17 protein-coding genes are annotated in these 16,903 nt (G+C 25.1%); 14 read left to right on the forward strand and 3 right to left on the reverse strand.

Annotated features, from left to right (window positions below; all coding sequences use genetic code 11):
- Nucleotides 1-4: 4 nt before the first annotated feature.
- Genes IGS63_RS07790 through IGS63_RS07835 form a run of 10 tightly spaced genes read left to right on the forward strand, consistent with a single transcriptional unit; the run spans nucleotide 5 to nucleotide 10,008 of the window.
- Nucleotides 5-991, forward strand: a complete 987-nt coding sequence (locus tag IGS63_RS07790; RefSeq protein ID WP_190613898.1) for a hypothetical protein — start codon at nucleotides 5-7, stop codon at nucleotides 989-991.
- Nucleotides 992-1,000: 9 nt separating this feature from the next.
- A complete protein-coding gene (locus IGS63_RS07795) occupies nucleotides 1,001-1,840 on the forward strand; it encodes a PSP1 domain-containing protein (RefSeq protein ID WP_190613899.1) in 840 nt (279 codons plus the stop codon).
- Between the two features lie 12 nt (nucleotides 1,841-1,852).
- On the forward strand, nucleotides 1,853-3,742 hold the full coding sequence (locus IGS63_RS07800; protein WP_190613901.1) for a transketolase: 1,890 nt from the start codon (nucleotides 1,853-1,855) through the stop codon (nucleotides 3,740-3,742).
- Nucleotides 3,739-4,482, forward strand: a complete 744-nt coding sequence (rnc, locus tag IGS63_RS07805; protein ID WP_232521175.1) for a ribonuclease III — start codon at nucleotides 3,739-3,741, stop codon at nucleotides 4,480-4,482. Before IGS63_RS07800 ends, rnc begins: the two co-directional genes overlap by 4 nt.
- Complete coding sequence (locus tag IGS63_RS07810; protein ID WP_190613902.1) at nucleotides 4,469-5,284, forward strand: LipS1 family lipoyl synthase; 816 nt, start codon at nucleotides 4,469-4,471, stop codon at nucleotides 5,282-5,284. The genes rnc and IGS63_RS07810 overlap by 14 nt, the downstream gene beginning before the upstream one ends.
- A complete protein-coding gene (locus IGS63_RS07815; protein WP_190613904.1) occupies nucleotides 5,274-6,206 on the forward strand; it encodes a radical SAM protein in 933 nt (310 codons plus the stop codon). Before IGS63_RS07810 ends, IGS63_RS07815 begins: the two co-directional genes overlap by 11 nt.
- An 8-nt stretch (nucleotides 6,207-6,214) precedes the next feature.
- Nucleotides 6,215-7,855, forward strand: a complete 1,641-nt coding sequence (locus tag IGS63_RS07820) for a sigma 54-interacting transcriptional regulator (RefSeq protein ID WP_190613906.1) — start codon at nucleotides 6,215-6,217, stop codon at nucleotides 7,853-7,855.
- Nucleotides 7,856-7,868: 13 nt separating this feature from the next.
- The gene (gene fliJ / locus IGS63_RS07825) at nucleotides 7,869-8,318 is read left to right on the forward strand and encodes a flagellar export protein FliJ (RefSeq protein WP_190613908.1); all 450 of its coding nucleotides are present in this window, start codon (nucleotides 7,869-7,871) and stop codon (nucleotides 8,316-8,318) included.
- Nucleotides 8,319-8,358: 40 nt separating this feature from the next.
- Nucleotides 8,359-8,796 (forward strand): chromate resistance protein ChrB domain-containing protein, encoded by a 438-nt coding sequence (locus IGS63_RS07830; RefSeq protein WP_190613909.1) that lies wholly within the window; start codon nucleotides 8,359-8,361, stop codon nucleotides 8,794-8,796.
- Between the two features lie 9 nt (nucleotides 8,797-8,805).
- Entirely contained in the window at nucleotides 8,806-10,008 is a 1,203-nt protein-coding gene (locus IGS63_RS07835) for an MFS transporter (RefSeq protein WP_190613910.1), read from the forward strand.
- 18 nt (nucleotides 10,009-10,026) lie between these two features.
- Here the strand turns inward: IGS63_RS07835 and IGS63_RS07840 are convergent, their stop codons facing one another.
- The 3 genes from IGS63_RS07840 to IGS63_RS07850 form a co-directional block, all read right to left on the reverse strand.
- Nucleotides 10,027-11,382, reverse strand: coding sequence for a glutamine synthetase family protein (locus IGS63_RS07840; protein ID WP_190613912.1), 1,356 nt, complete (start codon nucleotides 11,380-11,382; stop codon nucleotides 10,027-10,029).
- Nucleotides 11,383-11,518: 136 nt separating this feature from the next.
- On the reverse strand, nucleotides 11,519-12,367 hold the full coding sequence (gene panC, locus IGS63_RS07845; RefSeq protein WP_190613913.1) for a pantoate--beta-alanine ligase: 849 nt from the start codon (nucleotides 12,365-12,367) through the stop codon (nucleotides 11,519-11,521).
- Nucleotides 12,368-12,384: 17 nt separating this feature from the next.
- The gene (locus tag IGS63_RS07850; RefSeq protein ID WP_198423041.1) at nucleotides 12,385-13,296 is read right to left on the reverse strand and encodes an MJ1477/TM1410 family putative glycoside hydrolase; all 912 of its coding nucleotides are present in this window, start codon (nucleotides 13,294-13,296) and stop codon (nucleotides 12,385-12,387) included.
- Nucleotides 13,297-13,436: 140 nt separating this feature from the next.
- On the opposite strand from IGS63_RS07850, the gene IGS63_RS07855 reads away from it, so the two are divergent.
- The 4 genes from IGS63_RS07855 to IGS63_RS07870 are packed head-to-tail and all read left to right on the forward strand — an operon-like array spanning nucleotide 13,437 to nucleotide 16,903.
- Nucleotides 13,437-14,444 (forward strand): L-threonylcarbamoyladenylate synthase, encoded by a 1,008-nt coding sequence (locus IGS63_RS07855; RefSeq protein WP_232521178.1) that lies wholly within the window; start codon nucleotides 13,437-13,439, stop codon nucleotides 14,442-14,444.
- A gap of 11 nt (nucleotides 14,445-14,455) precedes the next feature.
- Entirely contained in the window at nucleotides 14,456-15,229 is a 774-nt protein-coding gene (locus tag IGS63_RS07860) for a type III pantothenate kinase (RefSeq protein ID WP_190613915.1), read from the forward strand.
- Nucleotides 15,226-16,578: a B12-binding domain-containing radical SAM protein gene (locus IGS63_RS07865; RefSeq protein WP_190613917.1), complete on the forward strand. Its 1,353-nt coding sequence runs from the start codon at nucleotides 15,226-15,228 to the stop codon at nucleotides 16,576-16,578. Before IGS63_RS07860 ends, IGS63_RS07865 begins: the two co-directional genes overlap by 4 nt.
- Nucleotides 16,562-16,903 carry a hypothetical protein gene (locus IGS63_RS07870; RefSeq protein ID WP_190613919.1) on the forward strand — a complete coding sequence of 114 codons (342 nt, stop codon included), beginning with the start codon at nucleotides 16,562-16,564 and terminating at the stop codon, nucleotides 16,901-16,903. The genes IGS63_RS07865 and IGS63_RS07870 overlap by 17 nt, the downstream gene beginning before the upstream one ends.

Here is a 16,903-nt window from a genome sequence, read left to right on the forward strand (position 1 = left end):
TTATATGAAAATATTAAATTTAAATAATTATAAAGGAACCTCATTATGTATTGTTTCTGATTTTAATGAACTTAACAGAATTTTTGTTATGGAATCTTTGAATAATGTTAAAAACTTTAATAAACTTGATTTATTAGATATTAAACCCAAAAATGGGAATATAAAAATTTCTCAAATAAGAGAATTACAAGAATTTTTGTCTTATAAACCAAATTATTCAGATAAAAAAATAGTTATTATAAATAATATACATAGCATGAAGCTAGAATCTGCAAATGCTATGCTAAAAATAATTGAAGAACCTCCTAATTATGCAATTGTTATAGGAACGACAAATAATTGGAATAATGTTATAAATACAATTAAAAGTAGAATGCTTAAGGTTAATGTAAGCATTTCAAGTGATTTATATGAACAACTGAAAAATAAATTTAAAGATAATATTAGATATGTTAAACTTTTTATTAAATATGATTATGGAATAGCTAATTATATTTTATCTAACACAAAAGAAGAAGTAAATGATATAATAGAAAATTATATTATAGATGAAAAAGATTTTGAATTTTATTTAAAAACTCTTACTTTTGAAAATAATGAAAAAAATAATATGATAAAAACATTTGCATATTTTAAAATTTTAAAATATTTATTCAATTTAAAAGAAATAGATTTTATTGATAAATTAGATGAAATAAATTCAATAAAAAATGATGTAGAAAAATTGTCCTTTTTAAAGAATATATCAAAATTATCCAGTATTTTAATAAGAGATACACTTGTTTCAAAAATGACTTCAAAATGGAAGTATATGTGGAATTTAAATTTAATAGAATTTTTAGGTATTGAAAACTATAAATTTGATGTTTCTTGTGCTTTAGATACGTTAACTTATTTTAATGGTATAATAAATAGTAGAGTGTCTAATTACAATTTTAATATGGAAATTTACACGCATTTTATACGTTTAAGACAAATATATAAAAAATAGGAGGAAAATATGATAGATCTTACTGCAGAGGTTTATGGAGTTGAGCTTTCACATTTAGAAAAAATATATTATTTTTCATATATGGGTGATGAAACTTTAAATGTTGGGGATATGGTAATAATAAATAGTGATATGGGAGAAGATTTTGGAAAAATAGTTTTGGGTCCTAAAAGTATGTCATTTGAAAATATTGGATATGAACCTAATTCAATAATAAGAAAAGTTAATGATGAAGATATGGAAGTATTAAAAAATAACGAAAATGATGCAAAAGAAGTAACTGAATTTACAAAAATTAAAGCAAAAGAATTAAAATTAAAAATGAGAGTTTTATATTCAAGGTATAACTTAAATAGAACAAAGCTTGTAATATATTTTGGTGCTGATGCAAGAGTTGATTTTAGAGATTTAGTAAAGGAATTAGCCAAAGAGTATAGGTTAAGAATCGAATTAAGACAAATAGGAATTAGAGATGAAGTAAAAATTAAAGGTTCTTTGGGTTTGTGTGGACAAATTGCTTGTTGTGCAAGATATAAAAGAGAGTTTGATTCAATAAAAATGGAACTTGCAAAAACACAACAAATGATGATAAATACAGCTAAAATATCTGGAAGATGTGGTAAATTATTATGTTGTTTGAAGTATGAAAATGACTTTTATGAAGAAATATTAAAAGATGTTCCATATGAAAATACAACCATAGAATATGAAGGGAAACCTGCAAGAGTAGTTACTGTTAATGTTTTTTTGAAAGAAGTTACTTTACAATTAATAAAAGATAATCAACCAATTTTATTAAAAATACCTTTTGAATATTTTAAATCAATCAATAAAAATGATAAAGACTAATGGAGGTGTAATATGAAAAAAAGTATTTCAGAGTTAAAAAAATTATCAAAAATTTGTAGAGGAGATATTTTGAAGATGACATATGTATCAAAATCAGGTCATCCTGGTGGATCAATGTCTTCAATAGATATTTATTTATCCGTATTTAATAGAGCAAATATGAATCCCGAAAAACCATTTGATGTTAATAGAGATAAAACAATAATAAGTCATGGCCACACTTCTCCTGGTGTTTATGCAGCACTTGGAAGATTAGGATTTTTTAATATAGAAGAAGCTTTAGCTGGTTTTAGACATCCAGGAAGTATTTTTGAAGGACATGTTACAAGAGGTATACCTGGTATAGAATGGTCTACTGGTAATCTTGGTCAAGGATTATCTGCTGGAGTTGGTATGGCACTTGCAGCAAAAAAATTAAATAATAATTCAAGAGTTTATGTGCTTTCTAGTGATGGTGAAAGTCCAAAAGGTCAAATAGCAGAAGCAAGAAGAACTGCAAAAAAAGAAAATTTAAATAATTTAACGGTTATAGTTGATTACAATGATATTCAAATTTCTGGTAGAGCAAGAGATGTTTTATATGTTGATATAGCAAGTGAATATAAATCTGCTGGCTGGAATATAATTGAAATAGATGGTCATAACTTTGAACAAATAAATGCAGCACTTGAAAGTGCTGAAAATTATAAATTGGGACCAACAGCTATTATTGCAAAAACAATAATAGGTAAAGATGTTTCATTTATGGAAAACAGACACGAGTATCATGGTTCACCATTAAATGAAACTGAATTAGAAAAAGCATTAAAAGAATTAAATGTAGAAAACGATGTAAAAAAATACATTGAAATGAGAAATAAACTTACTCTTGAAAGAGATTCTCATAATTATAATAATGTAAAACTTGATGTAAATACTGGAAAACCAATTATGTATACAAGAGAAACTACTACTGATAATAGATCTGCTTGGGGAAATGCTGTTGCTGATTTAGCAGTTTTAAATAAAGATAAGTTCCCTGTTGTCACAATTGATTGTGATTTGAAGCCATCTGTTAAACTTGCAAAATTTGAAAAAGTAAATCCAGAAGGTTATGTACAAATTGGAATTCAAGAACATAATGCAGCTACTATAGGTGGAGCTATGTCAACTTGTGGAGTATTAACTTTCTTTACTGATTTTGGAGTTTTTGGACTAGATGAAGTTTTCAATCAACAAAGATTAAATGATATAAATCATACAAATTTTAATACAGCGATAACTCATTGTGGTATTGATGTGGGTGAAGATGGAAAAACTCATCATGCAATAAATTATATAGGTTTAGTTAGAAATATGTACAACACTCAATTAATAGTTCCTGCTGATCCTAATCAAACTGATAGGGCAATAAGATATGCCGCTTCTCATGAAGGAAATGTTATTACTGCAATGGGAAGATCTAAAATACCAGTTATTTTAAATGAAAATGGTGAAATATTCTTTAATGAAAATTATGAATTTGAATATGGTAAAGCAGATATATTTAGGAAAGGAAAAGGTTTGACTATATTTACATATGGAAGTTTTGCTAATATGGCTGTAAATGCTGCAGATGAATTAAAAAAAGAAGGTATAAATATTTCTGTTGTTAACTTATCAACACCATTATCTATAAATGTAGAAGAAATAAAAGAATTTATAGAAGATAATATTGTAATAACTTATGAAGATCATAATGTAAATAGTGGAATTGCTAATGAACTTTCTAAATTAATAGTAGAAAATGGATTAAAAGTTAAAAAAATTATAAATATGGGTGTTAATGAATATGCACCATCAGGATCTATTAAATATTTATTAAAATATTTTGGAATGGATGTAGAGTCTTTAATTAAAAAAATTAAGGAGTTAATGAAGTGAAGGATAACAGTATAAAAATGACGAAAATGGAAGAAAAAAAAATAAATAAAATGATAAAAGAAATGAATTTGCCTGATTCAATAAACAAAACTCTATTATTTGTTTCACTATGTCATACTTCATACGTGTTTGAAAAAGAAAATAAAGGAAGAAAAATTAATTCTAATGAAAGATTAGAATTTCTCGGAGATTCAGTGTTGGAACTCATAATCTCCGAGTTCCTTTATAATAATTATAGCCTTTCAGAGGGAGATATGTCGAAGATAAGAGCTACTGTTGGAAGTGAATTAATCTTAGCTGAAGCTGCATTAGAAATAAATTTAAATAAATATATATTTTTAGGGTTAGGAGAAGATAAACATGGTGGTAGAGAAAAACATTCTATATTATCTGATGCAATGGAATCACATATAGCTTCAATATATCTATCTCTTGGATTTGATTTTACAAAAGATTATGTTTTAAATATATTAAATAAGTATATAAAAAAAGCAATAAAAGGCGAATTATTTTTAGATTATAAAACAAGATTACAAGAAATAACACAAGAAGTTTTTAAAGTATTACCTGAATATAAAATTATGAATTCTGAAGGACCTTCGCATTATAAATACTATAAAATAGCAGTCATAGTAAAAGAAAAAGTTTATGGAATTGGTGAAGGCCATTCAAAAAAAATAGCAGAACAACTTGCAGCAAAAAAAGCTTGTGAAAGGCTTACAAAAAATGAAGAAAATTAAATTAATAAATTTAAAGAAAACAAAATCAATTTCTGTAACTGGAGAATATTGTTATTTAAATTGTAATCATTGTAATAAACATTATTTAAAAGATATGAAAAAAATTAATGATATTGAAGATCTAATAAAAAATGGTTATACTTCTTTTCTAATGAGTGGTGGGATGAATGAAGAAATAAAAGTACCAGCCTATAATTTTTCAAAACAACTTTTAAAAATAAAAGAAAAGTATGGTATAAAGTATAATTTTCATACGGGATTTATAAAAGAAGAAGAAATAGAAAAAATCAAAAATATTGCTGATACAATTTCTTATGACTTAGTAGGAAACAAACAAACAATGATTGATGTGTATAAAATAAATAAGTTTAAAGAAATGTGGGAAACCTTTGAATTATTATTAAAAAATAATTTGAAAGTTAAACCACATATAACTATAGGTTTAAATGGTGGAAAACTTACACATGAAAATGATGCTTTAAAAAAATTAAAAAATTATAAAGATTATATAGATGAAATAATTTTTATTGTTTTTATACCAACAAAAGGAAGTTTTTTTGAAAATAATAATCCACCAGAACTTGACAAAGTAATAGAAATAATAAAAACAACAAAAAAAGAATTTAGTAATCATACCATAACTTTGGGCTGTATGCAGCCTAAAGGATCTTATAGATTAAACTTACAATTAAAAGCTATTGATTATGTCGATAAATTAGTACAACCTGTAAACTCTGTAATAAAAGAATGTATTAAAAGAAACTATGATATAGAATATGGAGATGAATGTTGTGCCTTTTGAACCATCGTATATAAAATTATATAAAAATGGTGAATTACATAAAAGAAGAGATGAATTATATAAAAAATTAACTGAATGCGATTTATGTCCAATTAATTGTAAAGTAAATAGAAAAAATAATATTGGTTTTTGTTTAGCTAATGATAAGATTAAAATATCAGAATATGTTTTATATCCAGGTGAAGAACCACCATTAACAGGAAGTACTGGAGCAGGTGGTGTTTTTTTTAGTGGATGTAATATGAAATGTATTTATTGTCAAAATTTTAAATTTAGTCAAGAAGGAAATGGAAAGTATATATCTGTTAAGAAATTAAAAGAAATATTTTTGGAATTACAAAACGAAAAAAAAGCCTCTAATCTTGATTTAATAACAGCAACGCCATATTTACCATTTATATTTGATGCGTTGATAATGGCTATAGAAGAAGGGTTTAAATTACCTATAGTTTGGAATACATCATCATATGAAAAGCAAGATACTTTAAAATATTTAAAAGATGTTGTAGATATATATTTAGCGGATATAAGATATACATCAAATATTATAGGTAAAAAATATTCAAAAGTAGATAATTATTGGACTAATTCAAAAAAATCTTTAATTGAAATGTACAATCAAATAAGTAACGATTTTATTATTGAAAACAATATCTTAAAAAGAGGAATAATACTTAGAATATTAGTATTACCAAATAATATAAGGCAAGCAAAAGAAGCTTTGAAGTTTATAAAGTATGATTTATCAGAAGATTTACATATAAGCTTAATGGATCAGTATGTACCAGTTTATAAAGCAAGAGAAACAAAAGAGTTATCAAGATTTTTAAAAAGAGAAGAGTATGATGAAGTTGTTGAATTAATGAAAAATTTAGAATTAAAAAATGGATGGATACAACATCATAAATTATTAGGGGATTGAGGTGGGAAATGACAACAGAAGAATTAATAAAAAATATTATTGATCAACTTCAAGAAGGTGTCATTGCAATTGATGAATATGAAAAAATAATATTTATAAATAAATCAGCAAAAGATATTCTTGAATTAGATAACAAAGAAAAAATATTGGGGAAAAATGTAATTGATGTAGTTCCAAATACTAGGCTTCATGATATTTTAAGAACTGGTGAAAGAGAAATAGATAGATTACAAAACTTGGGTAATAAAGTTATTATAACTTCAAGGACGCCTATAAAAAATGATGAAAATGAAGTTATTGCTGCAGTAGCTGTATTTAGAGATGTAACTTCTATACAAAAATTAGCAGAAGAAGTTACAAATTTAAAAGAAATAGAAGCATTGTTAACTTCCATAATTGATTATACTTCAGATGCAATTTCTGTTGCAGATCAAGAAGGAAGAGTAATAATGGTTAACAGAGCTTATACAAAGATAACTGGTTTAACTCCAAGAGAAGTTATAGGAAAACCAGCCACTATTGATATTGCAGAAGGAGAAAGCTTACATATAAGATGTGCTAAAGAAAAAAAACCTTTATTTAATGTTAAATTAAAAGTTGTTGAAGGGAAAAAAGATGTTATTGCAAGTGTTACTCCTATTTTCGTTAAAAATGAATTTAGAGGAAGCGTAGCTGTAATACATGATATATCTGAATTAAAAAGGCTTGGAAATGAGCTTGAAGCAACAAAAAGGATGTTAAAAAAAGAAAAAGCCAAGTATTCTTTTGAAGATATTGTAGCAAAATCTTTAATAATGCAAAATTCAATAAAACAAGCTCAAAAAGCTGCTCAGTCTAAAGTAAATGTTTTATTAGTTGGAGAATATGGTGTTGGAAAAGAAGTTATGGCTCAAGCAATTCATAATTCAAGTAGAAGAAAAGATAATCCTTTTTTAAGAATAAATTTTTCTCTCTTAACAAAAGAAAAACAAATTGATTTGTTATTTGGAGAAAATAGTTATATATATAATGCAGATAAAGGAACTTTATACTTAGAAAATGTTCATTTAGCATCTTTTGAAACTCAAGAAAAATTATTAAAATTATTAAAAGAAAATGAATTTGATTCAAGATATTTTGATATAAAACCTGATGTTAAATTTATATTTTCAACAACTGAAAATTTAAGAACACTAGTAACTCTTGGTAAATTTTCAAGAGAATTATATTATAAAATATCTGTAGTTACAATAAAAATTCCTCCTTTAAGAGAAAGAAAAGAAGATATACCTCTTATGGCAAAACAAAAATTACATTATTTAAATCAAAAATATGGAAGAATTATCTATGATTTTACGGAAGATGCTATAAAAAAACTTATGAACTATAATTGGGGAGGAAATATAAGAGAGTTAGAAAATATAATAGATAGATCATTATTGAATATGGATCCAGAAGATAAAATAGTAACCTCTTCTCATATTCCAGATATTACAGAAAATAATGATAAAACATATGAAAAATTAAAGGATGCTTTGGAAGAGTATGAAAAAAAAATAATAATTGAAACACTTGAAGTTTGTCATGGTAATAAAACAGAAACAGCAAAAAAATTAGGTATTACAGTTAGAAATTTGTATTATAAATTAGATAGATATGGTATAAAATAATGGAGATGATTTAATGAAATTTATCTTTAACCTTCAAAGATTAATGGATTTGAGAAAAAAATTTGAAGAAATGGCAAAAGATGAATTTAAAAAAAAGGTTAAAGAAAGAATTGAAGTTGAAGAACAAATAGAACAAATAGATAAAAAAATAGATGGTTTTGTTAGTTCATTTAATAATGAACTAACCTATTCAGTATCTCCAATGAGATTTAAACAATTAATAGAATATAGAGAATACTTAAAAAAAGAAAGAGTTAAATTAATAAAACTTTATCAAATAAAGTTAAGAGAAGAAGAAAGTGCTCGAGAAGATTATCTTGAAGCAAAAAAAGAAAAAGATATATTAGATAAATTAAAACAAAGAAAATTAGAAAATTATAATTATGAAATGAAGTTATCAGAAATAAAAGAACTCGATGAAATAGCTCAAAAAATGTACGTTCAAAAGAATAAAGAAAAATGATATGAAACTATGTAATTTTTAATAAAAAGGGGGAATAAAAATGAGGTGGGTTACAAGAGCACATGTCCATGTAGATAGAGTTGCTTGTCCTTGGTTAATTAAAAGATTTGTTGATGTTAATGCAGAAATATTTTATGTTGCAAGAGATTTAGTTATGGATATAGCAAAGAAAGAAAATGCTATACCATTTGATGTTAAAGATGTAGAATTAGGTCATAAAGACGGTCATTGTACATTTATTTCAATATTAGATAAATATAATTTAAATGATCCTGCACTTAGAGCCTTAGGTGAAGTAGTAAATGCTGCTGATACTGGAAAAATTGAAAGCAATCCATATGCACCTGGACTTGAAGCAATAGCAAGAGGATTTTCTTTGATGTTTCCAGATGATTATGAAAACCTTGAAAAACAATTTAAAGTATATGATGCATTATATGCTGTATTAAAATTAGAAATGGCTAAAAAAAGTAAATAATATATTTTTATGAATAATAAAAAAATAAATTTAAAAAATTTTTTTGCAATTAATAATAGCATTTTTTCTATGCTCATAATGGTTATGTTAGTTGGAATGGGAGAAAAAATGTCTGAAAGATTTCTACCAATTTATTTATTGGCACTTGGAGGATCTACAGTTTCAATAGCATTTTTAAATGGTATGGACAATCTTTTGAGTGCCCTTTATTCTTTTCCAGGTGGGTATTTAAGTAATAAAATAGGATATAAAAATTCTTTAATAGTTTTTACATTGATAGCTATGATAGGTTATGCTTTAGTTATTATATTTCCAACATGGCAAATAGTTATTTTGGCTGCTTTTTTATTTATATCTTGGACAGCAATATCTTTACCAGCTGTAATGAGCCTTGTTTCAAATGTTGTTCCTAAAAATAAACGTGCTATGGGAGTGTCTATCCATTCGCTTGTAAGACGTATTCCAATGGCTTTAGGACCTATAGTTGGTGGAAGCCTTATGAGTATTTATGGAACAATAAAAGGTATGAGAATAGCTTTTATTATAGCTTTAATTTTTGCCTTTATATCAATAATAATAGTTTATTTTTTTGTTGAAGATAAGCAAAAAAATAAAGAATCAATTAAATTTTTAGATATGCTAAAAAACATTAAAGGTAATTTAAAAATCTTATTGATATCAGATATTTTAATAAGATTTGCAGAACAAATTCCTTATGCATTTGTTGTTGTATGGGTAGTTGAAAATAATGGATTAACTACTATAGACTTTGGTATTTTAACTACAATTGAAATGATAACTTCTGTAATAATATATATTCCAGTTGCATATTTTGCAGATAAAAATAGTAAAAAGCCATTTGTATTAACTACATTTATATTTTTTACATTATTTCCATTAGTATTAATTTTTTCAAAAAGCTTTAAAATACTTATTTTTGCTTTTATTATAAGGGGATTAAAAGAATTTGGAGAGCCTACAAGAAAATCTATGATAATGGATTTTTCACCTGAAGATGAGAAAGCTGGAACTTTTGGAATTTATTATCTTATAAGAGATGTTATTGTTTCAATAGCTGTATTTATGAGTGCTTTTTTATGGAATATTTCTCCAGTAGTTAATTTTTTAGTAGCTTTTTTATTTGGTTTATTAGGAACAATATATTTTGCTATATTTGGAAAAGATTATAAAAATTTAATAAATAATAAATAGCAGCTAGGCTGCTATTTATTAGAAATATAATTCAAATTCTTGTGGTGTTGGTGCATTGTATACATATGCTGCTTCTTCTTTCTTTAATTTTATCCAGTCTTTTATTAATCCTTCTGGAAATACTTTTAAAAGATATTCTTTATCTTTTTCTAAGCCTTCGAGAACTTTTTCAAGATTCAATGGAAAGATCATATCTGATTTTTCTTCAGCAGAATGATATCCTTTATCTACTGGAGATTCCTTCTTATTAATACCATCTACTCCAGCAAGAACCATAGCAGATGCCATATAATAAATATTGGCAGTTGCATCGCCAGTTCTATATTCAATTCTTATGTCTTTACCTTTTAAATATCCAGGTATTCTTATTGCTGCACTTCTACTACCCTTTGCAAAAGTTGCACTTATTGGAGCTTCGTAACCAGGTACCAATCTTCTAAATGAATTTGTACTTGGATTTGTAAAAGCAAGTAATGAACCTGTTAAACTATGATCTAAAAGTCCACAAGTATAATAAAGAGCAGTTTCACTTAATCCATGAAGAGCATCGCCTGTAAATATAGATTCTCCATTTTTTTCTAAGAATTGATGTACGTGCATACCGTTTCCAGGCATTTTATACATTGGTTTTGGCATAAAAGTTACGTATAATCCCATTTCATTTGCTATATTTTTTATTATCCATTTTGCAAGACTAACATTATCTGCTACTTTTAAAAGGCTCATAAAGTTTAATTCTATTTCAAGTTGAGCAAGGCCTACTTCATGATGATGATACTTCACTGGTATATTTGCTTTTTCTAATGTAGAAACAACATTATTTCTAAAAGAAAAATATTTTTCTTTTGGATAGAGTCCATGATATCCTTTTTTTAATCCCATTCTTGGAGAAAGATTATAATTATCTCCTAATCCTTCTTCACTTTCTAATGAATAATAAGAATGATCTTCACTCGTTGAGTATTCTACATTATCGAAAACATACATTTCTAATTCAACGAGCATTTTTGCATCATCTGCAATATTATTATCTTTTAAGTATTTTTGAGTTAATTTTACAATATTTCTTGGATATTGTTCAAAAATATTGCCAGTAAATGGATCTTCAACATTACATAACACATGTAATATATTGAATTCATCTTTTATTTCTAAGAAAGCAGTATCCATATCAGGAATTGCTACCATATCAGATTTGTTTACGTGTGCGAATCCAAAATTTGAAGCATCAAATCCAATTCCTTCATTAAAAATTTTCTTAGAAATATAACCTTTTGGTATTGAGACATGATGAATATTTCCAGAGATATCCAACATCATTAAATCTAAAAAATCAATTTTTGAAATATCTCCATTATATTTCTGTAAGTTCATTTTATTACCCCCAAAATAGTGAATTTTTTCTACAGAGATTCTATCACTAATTATTTTTAATGTCTAATCTATTTAAAGATATTTCAAAGATTTGAGAGCAATTTAATAAGGGATATTGAAAAAAATTTCATATTGTCTAACAATTAATAATTTTATTATCTATTAATCTTGTTTTTCCAAAATATACGGCTAAAGCAATTATAATTTTTTTGTTTTTTACATCAATTAAAGGTTTTAACTCATCTTCTTCTCTAATTTCAATATAATCAATTTTAGCAAGGGGATAATTTTTAAAATTTTTTTCCATCATAGAAATTAATTCTTTAACATTTGTTATTCCATTTTTTATTGATTTTTCTGCAAGAGATAAGGAATTGCTTAAAGATAAAGCTTGTTTTCTTTCTTCTTCGTTTAAATAAATATTTCTTGAACTTTTTGCAAGCCCATCTTTTTCTCTTATTATAGGCATTTCTACGAGTTCAACGTCCATATTTAAATCTCTTACCATTTTTCTTAAAACTCTAAATTGTTGAGCATCTTTTTGACCAAAATAAGCTTTTGTTGGTTTAACTATATTAAAGAGTCTATTTACTATTGTAGTTACGCCTCTAAAGTGTGTAGGTCTGGAAGCACCACAAAGCCCTTTACTTAAAATAGTTTCTTCAACATATGTTGAATAATTTTCTGGATACATTTCATTTGGTTCTGGATTGAAAATATAGTCTACGTTGTATGGTTTTAATAAATTTTCATCTCTTTCTAAATCTCTTGGATATTTATCTAAGTCTTCATTAGGTGAAAATTGAGTAGGATTTACAAAGATACTAACTATTACTATATCATTTTCACTTCTTGCTTTTTCTACAAGAGATAAATGACCTTCATGTAAGTATCCCATAGTTGGAACAAAACCAATACTTTTTTTATCTAATACTAATTTTTTAGATATTTTCTTCATTTCTGAAATATTTTTTATAACTTTCATAAAATACCACCTCTTTATTATTTATAATATTTCAACGCATTAGAAATATTGTTTAATTCTTGATTAATATTTGCAGGATATCCCAAAAAATTATATTTTTTACATAGATTTATAAAATTTAATATAATATTTTTATTTGGAGATATAGGATTATATACATAATCAGTTACAAGAATAAATTTTCCAGAATTTTTTATTTTTAATATATAATTTAAGCGAGATTCTACATATTTTTTTGAATTTTTATTTGTTTTATAATAAAATAAATCTTCAACCCCAAGTCCAGAAATAGTGTTTAAATATTTATTATTATAATCATATTTTAAAATTGATTCTCCGTTTTGAGGAACGATTAAAAAGTTTTTATTTTTTTTTCGTGCATATTCTGCAATTTCAATTACAAATTTAATCATTTCATGAGCAATTTTTTCTGTATTATATCCTTTTTCTGAAAAATAGTAATATCCGTCTATTATATCTAAATACACACCAGAAAATCCTTGAGAAATAATTTTATCTAAATAATTAAATATAATCTTCTTCCAACTTTTATCCCAATATTTAACTTTATAATTTCCAGTCCAACGAGGATTTTCATTATCTATCCAATCAGGAAGATCATCATACCAGGAATTTTTCCAATAATATCTATAATCTTCTGCTTCACCTATACTTAAATAAGCTAATGGTTTTATATTTAGAGTTTTTAAAGTTTTAATTTCAGTATAAGTAAATTTTTTTTCATCACTTCCATCTTTAGAATAATCTATTACTAGAAATTTTGGAGTATAATAATTAGTAATTTTGTTTAAATTAATATCAGTTAATTGATATATAAATGGAACATATAATTTTTTTGAATTAAATGAAAATGTGAAAATAGATAGTGTTATAAAAAATACAAAAAGTGTTTTTGATATTTTTATCACCTCATTTTTTATTTCAATATATTATACTCTAAAAATAACAATTTTTTTGATATTAAAATTTCATCTTAAAGATACTTTTACATAAATTATATACTTTTTTTGATAGAATTGATTGTAAAGAATATGGAGGGTAAATTATTATGACAAAAATATTTAATATTGATTCTTTAAATTTAAATAATGATAAATTAAAAGAAGCAGGATTAGCTTTGAAAAATGGTAAAACTGTAATTTTTCCAACAGAAACTGTTTATGGGCTTGGTGCAAATGGTTTAGATGAAACAGCAATAAAAAAAATTTATAAAGCTAAGGGAAGACCATCTGATAACCCTTTGATATTACATCTTTCAAATGTTGAAGATATAAAAAAATATGCTTATATAAATGAAGAATTATTAAATAAAATAAAAAAAATAACTCCAGGACCAATAACTTTTGTTTTAATAAAAAAAGAAATAGTTCCAGATATAGTCACTGCTAATAGAGAAACTGTTGCTATAAGAATACCGGCTCATCCAATAGCAAGAGAATTAATAAAAAATGCAGGAGTTCCAATTGCAGCTCCAAGTGCAAACATTTCAGGAAAGCCGAGTTTAACAAGATCTAAAGATGTTATTGAAGAGATGAATAATCGAGTTGATTATATTATTACTTCAGATGATCCTGATTTTGGATTGGAATCTACAGTTATAGATTTAACTAAAAAAAATGTAGTTTTATTGAGACCAGGCCCTATATCTCCTGAAAAATTAAAAGATATTTTTGGAAAGATTGAAGTTCCAGATTTTATTTATGGTAAAAAAGAAGCTGATATAGCAATAGCTCCAGGTATGAAATATAGGCATTATTCTCCTGAGAAACCAGTTATTTTGGTAAAAGATTTTTCTAAAGATTTTAAAAATGATATAAAAAATTTTAAGAAACCTGTTTTTTTTATTTTGAAAGAAAATTTAAAATTTATAAAAAATGATGGGTTTGATTATGAAATAATAGACAAAAATTATTTTGAATTTGCAGTGAAATTATTTGCACTTTTAAGAAAGTATGATAAAACACATGATGCTATTATAATTGAAAGTTTAAAAGATGAAGGGATAGGTATTGCTATCATGAATAGATTAAGAAAAGCTGCTTCTAAAATAATATAAAGAGGTGAAATATGGAGCTTTTATTTGATGTTGGAAATACACACACAGTTGTTGGTTATTGTAATAATAATGATTTTAAAATATGGAGAATTGGTACTAAAAACATTGAAAGTGAAGATGAACTATTTTCAAAATTATACAATATTTTTAAGTTTAATAAAATAAATATGGAAGAAATAAAAGATGTAGGTATTTCTTCAGTTGTACCTTCAAAAAATTTTATATTTCAAAATTTTGTTAGAAAATACTTTAATACAGAGTTATGCTTTGTGAATGCTCAAACTAAAGTATTAAAAATACAATATTTAGTTGATTATCCAAATGAGGTTGGGGCTGATAGAATTTCAAATATAATCGCATCAAAAAAAGAATATGGTAACAATGTTATTGCAATAGATTTTGGAACTGCTATAACAATAGATGTTTTAAAAGAAGGAAATTTTATTGGTGGATCAATAATTCCTGGTTTTAAAACTTCTATGCTTGCTTTATTTTCCAATACAGCAAAGTTACCTCAAGTAGAATTAAAAGTTCCAAAATATTCAATAGGTAAAAATACTATTGATAATATACAAATAGGAGTATTAAAGACAACTCTATTTGGAATAGAAAGAATTATTGAAGAAATAAAAAGAGAAACTAATACGGATTATAAGATAGTAACAACCGGTGGAATGGGAAAATCATTAAAAAAATTTTCTAAATCTTTTGAAAATTATGATTCGAACCTTACTTTAAAAGGAATTTTATATTATTTAAAAGAAATAAAAAGAGGTGAAAAATGAATTTTTTACTTGTAAATCCTTGGATTTACGATTCTGCAGCTTATGATTTTTGGTTGAAACCTATAGGGTTATTGTATGTGGGTTCTGTTTTAAAAAAATTAGGACACAATGTTGAATTAATTGATATGCTCGATAGACATGATGAAGAACTCATAAAAATTAAAGAACCTAAAGACAAGAAATATGGAACAGGAAAGTTTTATAATGTTGAAATTGAAAAGCCTGAAATATTAAAAAATATTCCAAGGAAATTTAAACGTTATGGACTTCCAGAAGATTTATTCATAAAAAAATTATTAAAACAAAAAGAACGAGGAATAGATGGAATATTTGTATCTGTTACTTTAACATATTGGTATTATGGAGGATTAAAAACCATTGAAAAAATTAGAGGAATTTTTCCTAATACTCCAATATTTTTAGGAGGAATGTATTCTAATATATATCCTATACACGCAAAAAAGATATTTTCTAAATATAATGTTAAAGTGTGTAATGGAACAGGATTATCTCCAATAAGAAAAGCTTTAAGTACTTATAAAGAGAATGTTCCTGAGTTTAATTGGTTTGAAGAATTGATGCCTGCTTATGAATTGTATACTTCAAAACTTCCTTATGTAGTGATAACTTCATCTATTGGGTGTCCTTATAATTGTTCATATTGTGTTACTCCAAGAATGTGGAAGTATCAATATAAAAGTGTAGATAGTATAGAAAAGATGATAAATAAGATTATTAATGAAAAAAATGTTAAAGATATTGTATTTTTTGATGATGCCTTTTTATTACATAAAGATTTAAAAAAATTATTAAAAATGCTCGCTAAGTATAATGTTAGATATCATCTTCCAAATGGAATACATGCACATAGAGTTAATAAAGAAATAGCTGAATTAATGGCAGCCGCTGATTTTAGAACAATAAAATTGGGTTATGAAACATCAGATCCGGATTTACAAAAAAAATCTGGTGGTAAAGTAACTAATCAAGATCTTATAAATGCTGTAAAGTATTTAACTGATGCAGGAATATCAAATGAAGAAATAGGTGCTTATATAATTTCAAATTTACCTGGACAAAGTGTTAAATCTGTTAAAGATGCGGTTGATTTTTGTATAAATCTTAGAATAATTCCAACTGTTAATGAATTTACACCTATACCTCAAACACCCGATTATGATTCTCTTATTGAAAATGGGATAATACCAGATGAAGTTGATCCATTACTTTTTAATAATACACTAATACCTTATTGGTGGGAAAAGGGAATGAATATAAATGAAGTTTTTGATTTAAAACTTTATTTAAAAAACAAAAAGAAGGTGTTATTTAATGGACAAAGAACTTGATAATATTATTAATGAATTAGAAAAAATAGAAATAAAGTTAGATTTGTTTTATAAAAAAGGAGATTTTGTTTCGTATAATAATGCTTTAGATTTTAGATTTAAATTATTGAAAAAACTTCAAATTTATAATGAAGAAAAAAGAGTAAAAGAAATAATTCAAAAGATTATAAAAAAAGATGAAATAAGAAAAGATGGAATAAAAGAAAAAATGAATAATATAAAAAAACAACAAGTAAACTTACAAACTGGAAAAAGAGCAATAAAAAATGGTTATTATAATATTCAAGAAGGTTTAAGAAGAAAAAAAATAGATAAGAGCGGGTGA

The sequence above is a fragment of the Tepiditoga spiralis genome (assembly GCF_014701195.1).
Taxonomy (GTDB): Bacteria; Thermotogota; Thermotogae; order Petrotogales; family Petrotogaceae; genus Tepiditoga; species Tepiditoga spiralis.